General features: G+C 69.8%; 13 protein-coding genes and 1 CRISPR repeat array (1 of these 14 only partly in view). Of the genes, 7 read left to right on the forward strand and 6 right to left on the reverse strand.

Annotated elements, in window-relative coordinates; genetic code table 11:
* Nucleotides 1–784: 784 nt before the first annotated feature.
* From J4H86_RS11270 to J4H86_RS11285, 4 genes are all read right to left on the reverse strand, one after another.
* Entirely contained in the window at nt 785–1,030 is a 246-nt protein-coding gene (locus J4H86_RS11270) for a DUF3039 domain-containing protein (protein WP_236543450.1), read from the reverse strand.
* Between the two features lie 25 nt (nt 1,031–1,055).
* Nucleotides 1,056–2,453, reverse strand: coding sequence for an NAD-dependent malic enzyme (locus tag J4H86_RS11275; RefSeq protein ID WP_236543451.1), 1,398 nt, complete (start codon nt 2,451–2,453; stop codon nt 1,056–1,058).
* Between the two features lie 243 nt (nt 2,454–2,696).
* Complete coding sequence (locus J4H86_RS11280; RefSeq protein ID WP_236543452.1) at nt 2,697–3,626, reverse strand: tetratricopeptide repeat protein; 930 nt, start codon at nt 3,624–3,626, stop codon at nt 2,697–2,699.
* Nucleotides 3,627–3,828: 202 nt separating this feature from the next.
* Nucleotides 3,829–5,523: an acyl-CoA mutase large subunit family protein gene (locus J4H86_RS11285; protein WP_236543453.1), complete on the reverse strand. Its 1,695-nt coding sequence runs from the start codon at nt 5,521–5,523 to the stop codon at nt 3,829–3,831.
* A 169-nt stretch (nt 5,524–5,692) separates the two neighbouring features.
* On the opposite strand from J4H86_RS11285, the gene J4H86_RS11290 reads away from it, so the two are divergent.
* From J4H86_RS11290 to J4H86_RS11305, 4 genes are all read left to right on the forward strand, one after another.
* Nucleotides 5,693–6,880 carry a 3-hydroxyacyl-CoA dehydrogenase gene (locus J4H86_RS11290; RefSeq protein WP_236543454.1) on the forward strand — a complete coding sequence of 396 codons (1,188 nt, stop codon included), beginning with the start codon at nt 5,693–5,695 and terminating at the stop codon, nt 6,878–6,880.
* A gap of 4 nt (nt 6,881–6,884) precedes the next feature.
* Nucleotides 6,885–7,193, forward strand: a complete 309-nt coding sequence (locus tag J4H86_RS11295; protein ID WP_236543455.1) for an LIM domain-containing protein — start codon at nt 6,885–6,887, stop codon at nt 7,191–7,193.
* A gap of 23 nt (nt 7,194–7,216) precedes the next feature.
* Nucleotides 7,217–7,954 (forward strand): alpha/beta hydrolase, encoded by a 738-nt coding sequence (locus tag J4H86_RS11300; RefSeq protein ID WP_236543456.1) that lies wholly within the window; start codon nt 7,217–7,219, stop codon nt 7,952–7,954.
* 498 nt (nt 7,955–8,452) lie between these two features.
* Nucleotides 8,453–8,908: an SgcJ/EcaC family oxidoreductase gene (locus tag J4H86_RS11305; RefSeq protein WP_236543457.1), complete on the forward strand. Its 456-nt coding sequence runs from the start codon at nt 8,453–8,455 to the stop codon at nt 8,906–8,908.
* A gap of 96 nt (nt 8,909–9,004) precedes the next feature.
* Here the strand turns inward: J4H86_RS11305 and J4H86_RS11310 are convergent, their stop codons facing one another.
* A complete protein-coding gene (locus J4H86_RS11310) occupies nt 9,005–10,354 on the reverse strand; it encodes a DivIVA domain-containing protein (protein WP_236543458.1) in 1,350 nt (449 codons plus the stop codon).
* Nucleotides 10,355–10,685: 331 nt separating this feature from the next.
* Nucleotides 10,686–11,126: a methylmalonyl-CoA epimerase gene (gene mce / locus J4H86_RS11315; RefSeq protein ID WP_236543459.1), complete on the reverse strand. Its 441-nt coding sequence runs from the start codon at nt 11,124–11,126 to the stop codon at nt 10,686–10,688.
* Between the two features lie 168 nt (nt 11,127–11,294).
* Here mce and J4H86_RS11320 point away from each other — a divergent pair, with 168 nt between their 5' ends.
* From J4H86_RS11320 to J4H86_RS11330, 3 genes are read left to right on the forward strand one after another with little or no spacing between them, the layout of a single operon-like run.
* The gene (locus J4H86_RS11320; RefSeq protein WP_236543460.1) at nt 11,295–12,500 is read left to right on the forward strand and encodes an acetyl-CoA C-acetyltransferase; all 1,206 of its coding nucleotides are present in this window, start codon (nt 11,295–11,297) and stop codon (nt 12,498–12,500) included.
* Nucleotides 12,501–12,552: 52 nt separating this feature from the next.
* On the forward strand, nt 12,553–13,527 hold the full coding sequence (gene meaB, locus J4H86_RS11325; RefSeq protein ID WP_236543461.1) for a methylmalonyl Co-A mutase-associated GTPase MeaB: 975 nt from the start codon (nt 12,553–12,555) through the stop codon (nt 13,525–13,527).
* Nucleotides 13,528–13,534: 7 nt separating this feature from the next.
* Nucleotides 13,535–14,059, forward strand: coding sequence for a MarR family winged helix-turn-helix transcriptional regulator (locus tag J4H86_RS11330; protein WP_236543993.1), 525 nt, complete (start codon nt 13,535–13,537; stop codon nt 14,057–14,059).
* A 167-nt stretch (nt 14,060–14,226) separates the two neighbouring features.
* Nucleotides 14,227–14,513: direct repeats of the CRISPR family, unit length 29 nt; unit sequence GAAACCCCCGCGCACGCGGGGATGGACCG; it runs 169 nt beyond the window's last position.

Genomic DNA, 14,513 nt, shown 5'->3' on the forward strand with positions numbered 1-14,513 from the left:
GCACGCGGAGACCGCCCTTCCGGAGGCGCGACGCCGTGCGGATGATGGGACCTATCAGACCTGTTGGGACGGCGACGGATCAGGCCCAGCAGAACAGGGCCCCTCCGACCTCGACCATCAGCGATCCGCGTGGACGCTCCCCCCGAAGCTACGGGCCCACGCCCAAACATGCGCGTCCCTGACGCCCAGGCGTCGCCGCGCGAACGGCCGAGGCCACCGCCCGAGCGGAACGCGCCAGCCAGAAGGCACAACACGCGAAGCGTGTCCGTTCGGGGGGCGGGGGACCCGGCTGGGGTGGTACCACACACCATCGTGCCGGCGGGAAAGGCGGTCTCGGGCTCCCGCTTACGGTCACCCGTCGTGGAGGGCGCCCCGGGCACGCCCCAGAGCCCCACGGGCGAATGAAGGTTTCCGGCGCCACGCCCGCTGGTGCGCGGCGCCCAGTGGGCACGCGGAGACCGCCTTCCGGAGGCGCGGCGCCGTGCGGGTGATGGGACCTGTCAGACCTGTTGGGACTGCGATGGACCCGGCCCAGTAGAACAGGGCCCCTCCACCCCCGACTACCAGCGATCCGCGTGGATGCTCCCCCCGAAGCTACGGGCCCGCGCCCAAACATGCGCGTCCCTGACGCCCAGGCGTCGCCGCGTGAGGGGCGCGGTGTGTCCGCTCGGGCGGAGGAACGGGGGCGTGCAGGCGCACGGAAGGGTGGGCGCGTGTCACCTCGGCGGGGCCGGGGTGACACGCGACGGTCGAGGCGACGTGGCCATGACCTCCGTTGGGTCGGTCAGCCCATCATCTCTTCGTAGATCTTCTTGCAGTCAGGACAGATCGGGAACTTCTTCGGGTCCCGGTTGGGGACCCATACCTTGCCGCACAACGCGATCACGGGGTTACCCGTCACCGCGCTCTCGGTGATCTTGTCCTTCTGCACGTAGTGCGCGAAGCGCTCGTTGTCGCCGTCGTCACCGTGTGATAGGTCGGGCCGAGTCTCACTCTCGGGGACGACCTTGTTCAGGATCTTCATTGCCACCGCGCTCACCTGCCCGTCGACTGCCTCAGCTACGCCCCCCGCGCAGCGCCGCGTCCCGAACGGCCGCGGCGACCGACTGGGCGACGTCGGCGTGGAACACGCTCGGCACAATATAGTGCGGGCCCAGCTCCTCGTCCGACACTGTACCCGCAAGAGCGTCGGCCGCGGCCGCCATCATGTCCGTCTCCACGGTACGACTCTGCGCGTCGAGCAGCCCGCGGAACATTCCCGGGAAGACCAACACGTTGTTGATCTGGTTAGGGTAGTCGCTGCGGCCCGTCGCGACGACCGCCGCGTGGAGCTGGGCGACGTCGGGGTCGATCTCGGGGACCGGGTTGGCCAGGGCGAAGATGATGGCGTCGTCGGCCATGCCCGCGATGTCGTCGCCGCCAAGGAGGTTGGGGGCCGAGACACCGACGAAGACGTCGGCGCCCTGGACGGCTCCGGCGAGGTCCCCGGAGTAGTTGTCCTTGTTGGTGTGTTCGGCGATCCAGGCAAGGTTGGGGTCGCCGTCGCCACGGTTGGCGTGGATGGCGCCGTGGACGTCGCACACCACCACGTTCTCCGCGCCCGCGTGCAGCAGGAGCTTGAGGATGGCGGTGCCCGCCGCGCCCGCGCCCGACATCGCGATCCGGACGTCGGCGATGTCCTTGCCGACAACGCGCAGGGCGTTCTTGAGGGCGGCGAGGACCACGATCGCGGTGCCGTGCTGGTCGTCGTGGAACACGGGGATGTCGACCAGTTCACGCAGGCGTGCCTCGACCTCGAAGCAGCGCGGCGCGGAGATGTCCTCGAGGTTGATGCCGCCGAAGGTGGGGGCGAGGAGCTGCACGGTGCGGACGATCTCGTCGACGTCCTGGGTGTCCAGGCAGATCGGCCAGGCGTCGATGTCGGCGAACCGCTTGAACAGCGCGGCCTTGCCCTCCATCACGGGCATCGCCGCTTCGGGGCCGATGTTGCCGAGCCCGAGCACAGCCGATCCGTCGCTCACGACCGCGACGCTGTTGCGTTTTATGGTCAGGCGGCGGGCGTCGTCCTTGTTCTGGGCGATCGCCTGGCACACGCGGGCCACGCCCGGGGTGTAGGCCATGGACAGGTCGTCACGGTTGCGCAGCGGCACCTTGGACCGCATCTCGATCTTCCCGCCGAGGTGCAACAGGAAGGTACGGTCACTGACCTTGTGGACAGTGACGCCCTCGACTCCCTGCAGGGCCTCGACGATCTCGCGTGCGTGGTCGGTGTCGCGTGCCGCGCAGGTGACATCGATCCGGATCCGGTCGTGTCCCGAACCGGCGACGTCGAGGGCGGAGACGACTCCGCCGACGCTCTCGACGGCTCGGGTCAGGCTGCTGACAGCGCTCCCCTGACCGTCGAGTTCGAGACGCACCGTCATCGAGTAGGACACGCTGGGGACTGCGGCCACGTCAACTCCTTGTCGCTCACTCATGGAGCCGCGGCCACGTCCTCAGCAGGCGCTGACTCCCCCGAGCACTGCTCACGGTGGGACCCGTGGTGGCTGGCGCAGCGCGGGCCCGCGGAAAGGGGCCGCACGGACGGGCTGTTCGCTGTCCGTCAGGGGGACGCCGCGAGACTTCCCGGCTCCTCCTGGCGGACACTATATGGCCTGTTCGCGGGCGAGCTGTCCCACTTCTGCGGATCGGCGACGTCAGAAAAGGGCTGATGTGAGGTCGCGTCGGCCCTTGATGAGGCGCGGGTCGTTCGCCGGGAGTACGTCGAAGAGTCCGAGGAGGTGCTGGCGCGCCTGATCTCTCGCGTCCTCGCGGGTGCGGCGCACCAGACCGACCAGGCGGGTGAAGGCCTCCTCGACCTGCCCGGCCGCCATCTCGGCGTCGGCCACCTCACACTGGGCTGTGACGTCGTCGGCGTTCTCCGCGACCCGGCGCTGGGCGTCCTGCACGTCGATCGCCTGTACGCGGGCGACCAGCCGGACGTAGCCCAGGCCGGCCTTGGCCTCGGCGTCGTTCGGGTCGGCCTCCAGCGCGCGGGTGAACGCCGCCTCCGCGGCGGGGATGTCGCCGCGCTGCAGAGCCGCCGCGGCTTCGGCCTCGGCGCTGCCCTGCTCCGGTTCGTCCAGGTCGTCGGTCTCCGGCCCCACGCCGGGCGCGTCCTCGGGGATCACGCCCTGCTGGCGCAGCGCGTCGAAGATCTGGGTCAGCCAGTCGCGGAGCTGCGGCTCGGTCGCGGGGCCGGCCGGGCCGGGCACGACCTGACCGCCGACGACCATGGCGACCATGGGCACGGTCTGGGCGCGCAGTGCCTGCGCGAGCTGCGGCGACGCCTCGGTGTCGATCTTCGCGAGGTGCCACTGGCCGCCCGAGGCCGCGACGAGCCGGTCCAGCGCCGTCTCCACCTGCTGGGACTGGTCCGACCACGAGGCCAACAGGGCCAGCACCACCGGGACCTGGGTCGAACGCTCCAGAACGTCGGTCTGGAAGTTCTGTTCCGTGACGTCGAAGGAGAACTGGCTGGCCGCACCGGAGGACCCGGCGGACTGCCGTTTGGCTTCACGCTCCATGGCGGCCTTGCGGGCTCCGAGGTCTACCGCGCCGTGCGAGGAAAAGTCCGATGGCTGCATGCTTCCATCCTGCCCTATACGGAGCACCGCACGTGGCCGGTGGGCGGGGTTGTCGCGGGCTTGGCAGCGGGAACGTGTTGGCGGCGTGGCGGGCGCCTCACTCCCCGCCGTCGCGCGGGCCGCCACCGGGTCGCTGGCGTCCCCGTCGCGTTCGGTGGGCCCGCCGGGGCGGTCGTCTTCGGGGCCTCGGCGGGCGGGTGGGTCAGAAGCGTGGGGTCTCCACGTAGGGACCGAACTCCTGGCCCATCGTCGAGCAGATCTCGCCCAGCGTGGCCTCGGCGCGCACGGCGGCGAGGATGGCGGGGATGAGGTTCGGGGTCGCGGGGTCACGGGTAGCGGTGAGCAGCGCGGCGAGGGTGTCGTCCACGGCCCGCTGGTCGCGTTCGGCGCGGCGTTGGGCGAGGCGCTCCCGCTGGCCGCGCTCCACCTCGTGGCTGATCCGGAGAATCTCCAAGGGGCCGGAGATGGTGCTGGTGTGGGTGTTCACGCCGACGATGCGCTTCTCGTCCTTCTCCAGCGCCTGCTGGTGGCGGGTCGCCGACTCCGCGATCTCGGCGGAGAACCAGCCGTCCCGGATCCCGGCGAGGAGCCCGGAGGTGATGGGCCCGATCGGGTGGTCGGCCGTGCCCTTGGCGCGGATCTGCTCGAAGATGAGCTCCGCCTGTTCCTCCATGCGGTCGGTGAGGGCCTCCAGGTACCAGGATCCGCCGAGCGGGTCGGCGACGTTGCCGACACCGGTCTCCTCCATGATGACGGCCTGCGTGCGCAGCGCGATCTCCGCCGCCTGCTCGGTCGGCAGGGCGAGCGTCTCGTCCAAGGCGTTGGTGTGCAGGGAGTTGGTTCCCCCCAACACCGCCGACAGCGCCTCCAGCGCGGTGCGCACCACGTTGTTGTAGGGCTGCTGCGCGGTCAGGGACACACCGGCCGTCTGGGTGTGGAACCGCAGCCACTGCGCCCGTTCGGTGGTGGCGCCGAAGTGGTCGCGCATCCAGCGGGCCCAGATGCGGCGCGCGGCGCGGAACTTGGCGATCTCCTCGAAGAAGTCCACGTGGGCGTCGAAGAAAAAGGACAGCCCCGGAGCGAAGGTCTCGATGTCGAGCCCGCGGGAGAGCCCCAGCTCCACGTACCCGAAACCGTCGGCGAGGGTGTAGGCCAGCTCCTGCGCGGCCGTGGCTCCGGCCTCCCGGATGTGGTAGCCGGAGACGGAGAGCGGCTTGAAGGCGGGGATCTCGTTGGTGCAGTGCTCCATGAGGTCGCCGATGAGCCGCAGGTGTGGCTCCGGCGGGTACAGCCACTCCTTCTGCGCGATGTACTCCTTGAAGATGTCGGTCTGCAGCGTCCCGTTCAGGCGGGAGACGTCCCGCCCCTGCCGCTCGGCGGCCACGAGGTACATGCAGAAGATGGGGATCGCGGGACCGCTGATCGTCATCGACGTCGTGACCTGGCCGAGGTCGATCCCGTCGAAGAGGGCTTCCATGTCGGCCACCGAGTCGATGGCGACGCCACAGTGGCCCACCTCGCCCAGGGAGAAGGGGTCGTCGGAGTCCCGGCCCATCAGGGTGGGCATGTCGAACGCGACCGACAGTCCGCCGCCGCCGGAGGCGAGGATCATCTTGTAGCGCTCGTTGGTCTGCTCGGCGTCGGCGAACCCCGCGAACTGCCGCACCGTCCAGGTGCGCCCGCGGTATCCCGTGGGGTACAGGCCGCGCGTGTAGGGGAACTCCCCCGGCCAGCCGATCCGCTCGAAGCCGGGGACGTCGACCCCGGGGGGCGGCCCGTACACCGGTTCCACGGGTTCCCCGGACAGGGTGGAGAAGTCAGCGTCCCGAGTCCGAGCCGCGTCGTACCGCGCCTGCCACCGCGCGTGCCCCTGGGCGATCTCCTCAGCGTCAGCCATACCCCCAATACTAGGACGTCCAATTAATTTCCGAAAGGGTGGGGGTGCCAGGCGGCGGACACGCTGCCCCGTCGGGGATCTCCCGCGCGTGGGGCGTCGCGGCGGACCCCGCGGATAGGGGTGGCTCGAGACGGGCGGGGCGGTAAGCCATGACCTACCCTGAGGAACTATGCGGGAATTCGACAGGGTTGGCGTGATCGGGCTCGGCGCCATGGGTGCTGGAATCGCCGAGGTGTTCGCACGAGCGGGATTCGACGTCGTTGGCGTCGAGATCGACGACGACGCGCTGGAGAAGGGACGACGACGTCTCCACTCCTCCCTCGCGCGCGCCCTCGACAAGGGGCGGATCTCGGCCGAGGAGGAGAGCGCGATCCGGGGCCGCGTGTCGTTCTCCACCGACCGCACCGCGCTGGCCAACGCCGACTTCGTGGTGGAGGCCGTCCCGGAACGAATGGACATCAAGCGGGACGTCTTCACCGACCTGGACCGGATCTGTGCCCGCGGCACGATCCTGGCCACCAACACCTCGTCCCTGTCCGTCACCGAGATCGCGTCCCTGACCTCACGCCCGCACAACGTCGTGGGTCTGCACTTCTTCAACCCCGCACCCGTGATGAAGCTGGTGGAGGTCGTCGGCACCGTCGCGACCGACCCCGGAGCGCTCGACGTCGCCCGGGAGGTCGCCAAGCGCCTGGGCAAGACGCCCATCGTCGTCTCCGACCGCGCGGGTTTCGTCGCCAACGCGCTGCTCGTGCCCTACATCAACCACGCGATCTCGTTGTACGAGCGCCGGGTGGCGAGCCGCGAGGAGATCGACGCCGCCGCCGTGGCGGCGGCCGAGGTCCCGATGGGCCCGCTCACGCTCGCGGACATGGTGGGGCTGGAGGTGTGCCTCGCGGTGATGGACGTGCTGTGGGAGGAGTTCCGCACGCCACGCTTCGCCGCCGCCCCGCTGCTGCGCCGGATGGTCGCCGCCGGGATGCACGGCCGTAAGTCGGGACGCGGATTCTACGACTACTCGGCCGGCGCGACCGCCACCGCCGAGCCCAGCCCGGACAGCCCCCTGGCCGCGCTGATCGAGGAGTCTCCGTTCGCTCTCGGGGACCTCATGTTCGCCCCGCACCTAAACGACGCCCTGTGGATGGTCACCGAGGGCTACGCCTCCGCCGACGACGTCGACACCGCCGTCCGGCTCGGTTGCGGCTACCCGCGCGGGCCCATCCAACTCGCCGACGAGTACGGGCACGACGCGCTCCTGGCCACCCTCGCCGCCATCCACGACGCCGGGTTGGGGTCCGGGTCCGTCCCGGCCCCGCTGCTGTCCAGTGACACCGGCGACGCCGACGACCCCGAATAGCACCGTGCCCCGCCGCAACACACCCCGTCGACGCGGGGACAACGGCCGAGCCCACGCGCCGATCGACCTCCTGCGGGCCACCGGCGCCGAGCGACGCGAGAGCGCGCCGGACGGCGACTGGGCGGTGCGCAGCGTCAGTGCCACCGCCGCCACGAAGGCCTACTGGTGTCCCGGCTGCGGACAGCAGATCCCGCCCGGCATGCCCCACGTGGTCGCCTGGCGCGCCGGTGGGCAGGGTGAGGACCGGCGGCACTGGCATTCGTCGTGTTGGAGCAAGCGGGCCGACCGTTCGACGCGACCGCCGCGCCGGTAGTCGACTCTGGGGAAGGAACTCGTATGGATATCCGTGCCAGCACCGTGCTGCCCGCCGCGCGGCACAACATCACGCTGCACACCGCCGACGGGCTGAAGCTCGTCGGCGAACTGGCGCTGCCTCCGGAGGATCGCACTCCGGTGGCGACCCTGGTCTGTCTCCACCCCCTCCCCACCGCGGAGGGCATGATGGACAGCCACGTGCTGCGCAAGGCGTCCTTCCGGCTCCCCGCACTCGCCGACGTCGCGGTGCTGCGCTTCAACACGCGCGGTACGACCTCACGTCGCGGCACCAGTGAGGGCTCGTTCGGTGACGGCGAGACCGAGCAGCACGACGTTCTCGCCGCCATCGAGTTCGCGGAGTTCGAGGAGCTTCCCCACCCCTGGCTGCTGGGATGGTCGTTCGGCACCGAGCTCGCGCTCAAGTGGGGCTGCGACCCCGACGTCGCGGGCGCCATCCTGCTGTCCCCACCCCTCAAGCGCGCCGACGACGCCGACCTCGCGGTCTGGGCCGACTCCGGCAAACCGGTGGTCGCCCTCATCCCCGAGTTCGACGACTACCTCCGCCCCGAAGAAGCTAAGCAGCGCTTCGCCGCCATCCCCCAGGCCGAGGTGATCCCCGTCGAAGGCGCCAAACACCTCTGGGTCGGCGAACCCTACGTCCGAACCGTCCTCAACGAGATCACCCGCCACATCGCCCCCCAGTCCGCCCCCCTCCCCACCGAATGGGACGGCGAGTACGGAGTCGACAAGGGCCTGTAGGAGGCCGCGAGCCCGTGGACGATGTGCGGCCACTTCCCCGCCCACGCAGGGATGGACCGGTTCTCGGGGTGTGTGGCTTGCCCCCGTGAGATCCACAGACGATCCGTGCGCTTTGGGCCCTGTACTTCGGAAGCGGTTGTGGTCTGATGGCTGAGGGAGTCACGGAGTTGACGTTCGAGCCGACCACGGGACAGGTGCCTGATATGTCCGAATTTCGAGAAGTGATGAAATTCGAGGCTTGCCAGTGGTAAGCGCGCAGGTCAGAGAGTATGCGTCCCCCGCGCGCGGGGATGGTCCCATGGGTCTCTGTCTGACGAACTGATGCGACTGATGCGTTCCCCGCGCGCGGGGATGGTCCCTCGATTCCGGCCTCTTGCATGCTGGCCAGGTGGTGCGTTCCCCGCGTGCGGGGGTGACCGCTCTTGCGGTTCGCTTCAGCTCACTGGGCGGGACCAACCACTTGACTTCAAGGTCACTTGAATTTCTAGGGTCTCCCCCATGACGACATCAACGCACCGCACCCAGATCGCGCCGGAGATCGTCGACAAGGGTGGGGACCATGAGGCCGACCGGGTGGCGATCGCGGCGATCGTCAAGGATGTGGAGGACGGGTTCAACGGGAACGACGCCGGGCTGTTGGTGGAGCACTTCGCCGAGAACGGGTACACCGTCAACGCTTTCGGGGGCGTGCTGACGGGACGTGGGGCGATGGCGGAGACGAACGCCGCGTTGTTGGCGGGGCCGTTGCGGGAGGAGACCGCGCGGTACGAGCTCGACCACGTGGAGTTCCTGCGGCCCGACGTGGCGGTGGCGCGGAAGCTGGCCTGGGCCACCGACGCCGACGGTACGCCGCGGTCGGAGCGGCACTCCATGATCGCGACCTACGTGCTGGTGAAGGAAGGCGACCGCTGGTGGGTCACCGCGCGGCAGAACACCACGGTGCCCGAGGCGTAGCGCCACACACTCAACGACTGAGGCCCGGCCTTCACGGCGAACCACCGCGAGGGCCGGGCCTCAGTCATTCACGCTTGTTGGTCAAGGACCGGCGGCCTACTCCTGCCACCACTCCTCGTCGTCCCCGGACTTGGCCTTGGCCTGCTTGGGCGCCGCGGGTGCGGGAGCCTCGGCCGGGGCCGCTTCGGCGGCGGGGGGCGGTGTCCGGTCGATCGCCGGCTGCTCGGCCTTGGGCGCCTGCTCGATCGTCGGCGCCTCCTGCTGGGCGGCGACGGCGGCCTGCGCGGCGAGGCCCGCTCCTCCGCTGCCGAAGCTCGACAGCATCTGCTGGAACTGCGCCGCCGCGGCCTCGATGCCTTCCTTCTGCTTCTGCAGTCGGTCGACTTCCTGCTGCATCGCGGTGACCTGGCGGTCCCGCTCGGCCTTGGCGTCGCTGACCATGTGCTCGGCCTTGGCCTTAGCGTCGCTCAGGACCTGCTCGGCGTTCTTCTTCGCCGTGGACTGCACCTGCTTGGCGTGGGCCTCGGCGTCGCGGCGGGCCTGGTCGGCCTGGGCGTTGGCCTTGTCCTTGCGCTGTTCGGCGGCGTAGGCGAGCTCCTCGGCCTCCGACACGCGCTTCTGGATCGCGGCCTGGGACTCGGCGAGGCGCTGCTCGTCCAGACGCTCCGCCTCTTCGCGGCGGGCCGCCATCTGGATCTCGAAGTCGGCCTCTTCCTGCGCCCGCTTGGCCTCGCTCTCCTCCAAGACCCGCTGGGCCTGCGCGCGCATCTCGTCGGCCTGGCGCTTGGCGGCCTGGATGGTGTCGTCGCGCTCCCGCTTGGCGGTGGTGCGGAGCTGGGTGCACTCACGCTCGGTGGTGGTGCGCAGCTTCTTGATCTCGGCGTCGAAGGAGCGCTGCTTCTCCGCGATTTCCTGCTCAGCGGCGGAGCGCTTCTTCAGGACCTCGCGCTCGGTGGTGGAGGTGAGCTCGTCGGCCTCGCGCCGGGCGGTGGTGCGGATCTCCTCGGCCTCGGACTCCGCGGCGTTGCGCATCTCCGTGGCCTCGCGCTGCGCGGTGGAGCGCGCCTCGGAGGCGTCGTTCTCCGCGTTGGCCCGCATGTCGGCCGCTTCGACCTTCGCGGCAGCCTCGATCTCGTTGGCCTCGGTGCGCGCGCCCTGCACCAGCTCGATGGCCTGTTCCTCGGCCAGACGCAGAAGCTGCTCGATCCGCGCGCCGAGTCCCGCGTACGTGGGGCGCTCCTGCTCCTCCAACTGGCGTCGCGTGTCGGCTAGGTCCTGCTGGTACTTCTGCGCCGACTCCTGCGCCTGTTGCTTCTTGCTCTCGAGCTCGGCGATGAAGGCGTGTACCTGCGGCCGGTCGTACCCGCGTAGGACCACATCGAACTCGGCCGGCTGGTTATCGCTGTTGTGGATGTCTTGGAGCTGGGAATCAATGTTCGACGGCATGAGGTGAAATCCTGAACGGGAGACGAGACGGCTGTTTGCTTATCGTGCGCCGGGGCGCTGCCGAGGGTGACGACAATTACGGTCCTTCGTGCATTGCCTCAACTTCGGCTTCCCCGAGCCTGGTTGAGTCGCGAGCTGCGCCCCACCCCGTGGCTGCGCTAGGCAGGTTACTGCGGCGAGTTCTCAATCAGCGGCGAACGTCGCCAAACCGGCAGTGAGGCGACTTTATCAAGACCGCGCCAGTCGGGAAGGGGTTTCGGGGGGAGGTCTCACGCACCTTTGGACGTCCGACCCAGTAGACATGGGCGAAAAACGAAAAGTGACGACCTTGTTACGTCTGGTGTGTCTCTGTGCCGGAGGCCTGGACCATCTCGGTGAGTACCCCACCACAGTCCTTCGGGTGCAGAAACATGATGGACGAGCCCATTGACCCGTTTCGGGGATGTTCACTCAGAGTTCTGAGGCCACGGTCGCGCATCGCCTGGCCGGCGGCGGCGACGTCGTCGGTGCCGAAGGCGACGTGGTGCACGCCCTCACCGTTGCGGGCCAGGAACTTCCCGACCGGGGAGTCCTCCCGCAGCGGCTGCAGAAGCTGGATGTAGCTGGCCTGGCCGTCGTCCGTGCCGTTGGCCCGCAGCATGGCCTCGCGGACGCCCTGCTCCTCGTTCACCTCCTCATGGCTCACGGTGAACCCGAAGGTGTCCCGATAGAAGGCGATTGAGGCGTCGAGGTCGTGGCACGCGATCCCGACGTGATCGATCCGAGAGAACACCGGCGACTACCTCCATACCGACACTGCCCCACCGCTTACCTCCGGACATGATCTCAAACGCGGGGCCGGCCACCACTTCGCCCCCGCTCGAGCCGCTGGCCGGGAATCCCGGAAGGGGGTCACCATGCTTTCATGGGAGGAGGAGCGCATCGCAGAAAGGTCCACGCCATGCCTGGTGCCGTCATTGTCAGTGCAGCCCGCACCCCGATCGGACGCCTGATGGGGGCGCTGTCTCCCCTGACCGGGGCGCAACTTGGGGGCGCGGCCATCGGCGCGGCGCTCGACCGGGCGGGACTCGCCGGCGAGCGGGCGGGCGAGGTCGACTACGTGGTCATGGGCCAGGTTCTCCAGGCCGGCGCGGGACAGAACCCGGCGCGCCAGGCGGCCCTGGCCGGCGGTCTTCCCCTCCCCGTACCGGCGCTGACCATCAACAAGGTCTGCCTGTCCGGGCTGAACGCGATCGCCCTCGCCGACCAGCTCATCAACGCCGGCGAGTGCGAGGTCGTCGTCGCGGGCGGCATGGAGTCGATGACGGGGGCGCCGCACCTGCTGCCCAAGGCGCGCGGTGGCTACAAGTACGGCTCCGTCGAGGTGCTCGACGTCATCGCTCGGGACGGCCTCACCGACGCCTATGACGACGAGTCGATGGGCGCCGGCACCGAACGCGGGAACGCCAAGCGCGGGATCACCCGCGAGGAGCAGGACGCCTTCGCCGCCCGCTCACACCAGCGTGCCGCGGCCGCCATGAAGGACGGCCGCTTCACGGCGGAGATCGCCCCGGTGGACATCCCGCAGCGGGGTGGGCAGGTGAAGACCGTCGCGGAGGACGAGGGCGTGCGCCCCGACACCACAGCCGAGTCCCTCGCCCGGCTGCGTCCCGCGTTCGCCAAGGACGGCACGATCACCGCGGGATCCGCCTCCCAGATCTCCGACGGCGCCGCCGCCGTGGTGGTGATGAGTCGGGCCGCGGCTGAGCGTCACGGCTGCGAGATCCTCGCCGAGATCGGCGCGCACGGCGCCGTCGCCGGACCGGACGACACCGACCTGCACTCCCAGCCGTCCAACGCCATCCACAAGGCGCTGGACAAGGCCGGACTGCGCGTCGCCGACCTGGACCTGATCGAGATCAACGAGGCGTTCGCCAGCGTCGGTATCCACTCGGCTCGTGACCTCGGCCTCGCACCCGACTCCGACGTGATCAACCCCGACGGTGGCGCCATCGCCCTCGGCCACCCGATCGGAGCCTCCGGCGCCCGCCTGGTGGTGCACCTGGTGCACGAGCTGCGGCGACGTGGCGGCGGGCGGGGCGCGGCGGGGCTGTGCGGTGGCGGCGGTCAGGGTGACGCGCTACTGCTGGACGTCGCCGGTGCCTGATCTCCGTGCACACCCCGAGCATGATGTCCCTATCCCGACGGTAGGAGGCCAGGTGGATCCGGAGGATCTGGTCAAGCGGCTCATCAACGGGGATCGGCGCGCTCTGGCGCGCGCCCTCTCCCTGGTTGAGGCCGGTGCCGAGACCCAGGAGGAGGTGATGGCCGGCCTCGCCCCGCACGCGGGGGGAGCCCGCGTGATCGGGCTCACCGGCCCGCCCGGGGTCGGCAAGTCCACCTCCACCAACGCGCTGGTGTCCGCGCTGCGTGCCCAGGGCGAGCAGGTCGCGGTGCTGGCGATCGACCCCTCCTCACCGTTCACCGGCGGCGCCCTGCTCGGGGACCGGGTACGGATGCAGGACCACTCGGGCGACGCCGGGGTGTTCATCCGGTCGATGGCCAACCGAGGGCACCTCGGCGGCCTGTCCCGCGCCGCTCCGCACGCCGTCCGCGTGTTCGACGCCGCGGGCTTCGACACCGTGCTGTTGGAGACGGTGGGCGTGGGCCAGGCCGAGGTTGCGGTGGCGTCCCTGGCCGACACCACGGTCGTGCTCGTGGCGCCCGGCGGCGGCGACGGCATCCAGGCGGCCAAGGCGGGTGTGCTCGAGATCGGCGACGTGTTCGTCGTGAACAAGGCCGACCACGACGGCGCGCGCAGCATGGTGCGCGAGATCCGGGAGATGGCGGCGCGCGGGGAACGCGCCGAGCACGACTGGCGCCCACCGGTGTTGACCACGATCGCGAACACCGGTGAGGGAATCGACGAGCTCGTGCAGCGGCTCGACCAGCACTCGGATTACCTGATGGAGAGCGGCGAGGGGGCGCGGCGACGGCGGTCACGCACCCGGGCGGAGGTCGAGGCGATCGCCGTGGACCGCATCCGCGCCTGGCTGCACGCCGGCCCTCGGGGGGAGCGCCTGGACGGCCTGGCCGAGGAAGTGGCCGAGGGGAGGATCGACCCCTACGCCGCGGTGGACCGGCTGCTGAGCTCGCACGAGAACCAGTCGGGACTCCTCCGGGCGATAGAGTGACGGAGTGTTGAACCTGCCTTTCGACCCCATCGAACGTGCGCACGAAAACTGGGTCAACCGGTGGGGAGCGTCGCCTCCCATGGCAGCGGTGACGTCGATCATGCGGGCACAGCAGATCCTCATCGCGCAACTGGACGCGACCTTACGCCCCTACGGGCTGACCTTCGCCCGCTACGAGGCCTTGGTGCTGCTGACCTTCAGCTCCACCGGCGCTCTGCCACTCAACAAGATCGGCGAGCGGCTGATGGTGCACCCCACGAGTGTCACCAACACGATCGACCGCCTGGAGGTCCAGGGTCTGGTCCAGCGCCGCCCCAACCCCAACGACGGCCGCGGCAAGCTCGCCGAGATCACCCCCGAGGGCCGCAACGTCGTCGAGAAGGCCACCCGCGACCTCCTCGCCATGGACTTCGGCCTCGGCACCTACACCGAAGAGCAGCACTGGGAGCTCTTCACCGTCCTCCGCCAACTCCGCGTCAGCCACGGCGACTTCCAGGACCCCACCCCCCACACCCCACCCCTCGCGGACTGACCCGGTCCGCGATCCCCACCCGACAGAACGCGCACCCCTCGGAGATCTGGGCGATATCGCACCGCTCACCCGATTAGCCCAACTGAATTATGGCCACCTTTCGTCCACGCGCCCTCATTGACCATTGCAGAACGGTAACGCCCCCACATCACCCCAGCTCATTCGCTGAAACCCCCGCGCACGCGGGAATGGACCGCGCACGTGACACGGTGGCCCGGGAGCATTCCTGAAACCCCCGCGCACGCGGGAATGGACCGACGTCGACGTCGAACATGACCCTGCGTTCGCCGAAACCCCCGCGCACGCGGGGATGGACCGGCACGAGTGCCTCGAGGTCTGATGTCGGCTCCGAAACCCCCGCGCACGCGGGGATGGACCGTCGACGCATTCACCGTCTTTCTGGTGGTCGTCGAAACCCCCGCGCACGCGGGGATGGACCGCTCGATCGGGGCGT

This window comes from Spiractinospora alimapuensis, assembly GCF_018437505.1.
GTDB classification, from domain to species: domain Bacteria; phylum Actinomycetota; class Actinomycetes; order Streptosporangiales; family Streptosporangiaceae; genus Spiractinospora; species Spiractinospora alimapuensis.

Bases quoted from the DNA above. Each gene is read 5' to 3' on its own strand.
- J4H86_RS11320 (WP_236543460.1), top strand. From the start codon at position 11,295: ATGCCTGGTGCCGTCATTGTCAGTGCAGCCCGCACCCCGATCGGACGC.
- J4H86_RS11305 (WP_236543457.1), top strand. From the start codon at position 8,453: ATGACGACATCAACGCACCGCACCCAGATCGCGCCGGAGATCGTCGAC.
- J4H86_RS11310 (WP_236543458.1), bottom strand. From the start codon at position 10,354: ATGCCGTCGAACATTGATTCCCAGCTCCAAGACATCCACAACAGCGAT.
- J4H86_RS11290 (WP_236543454.1), top strand. From the start codon at position 5,693: ATGCGGGAATTCGACAGGGTTGGCGTGATCGGGCTCGGCGCCATGGGT.
- J4H86_RS11300 (WP_236543456.1), top strand. From the start codon at position 7,217: ATGGATATCCGTGCCAGCACCGTGCTGCCCGCCGCGCGGCACAACATC.
- J4H86_RS11285 (WP_236543453.1), bottom strand. From the start codon at position 5,523: ATGGCTGACGCTGAGGAGATCGCCCAGGGGCACGCGCGGTGGCAGGCG.
- J4H86_RS11280 (WP_236543452.1), bottom strand. From the start codon at position 3,626: ATGCAGCCATCGGACTTTTCCTCGCACGGCGCGGTAGACCTCGGAGCC.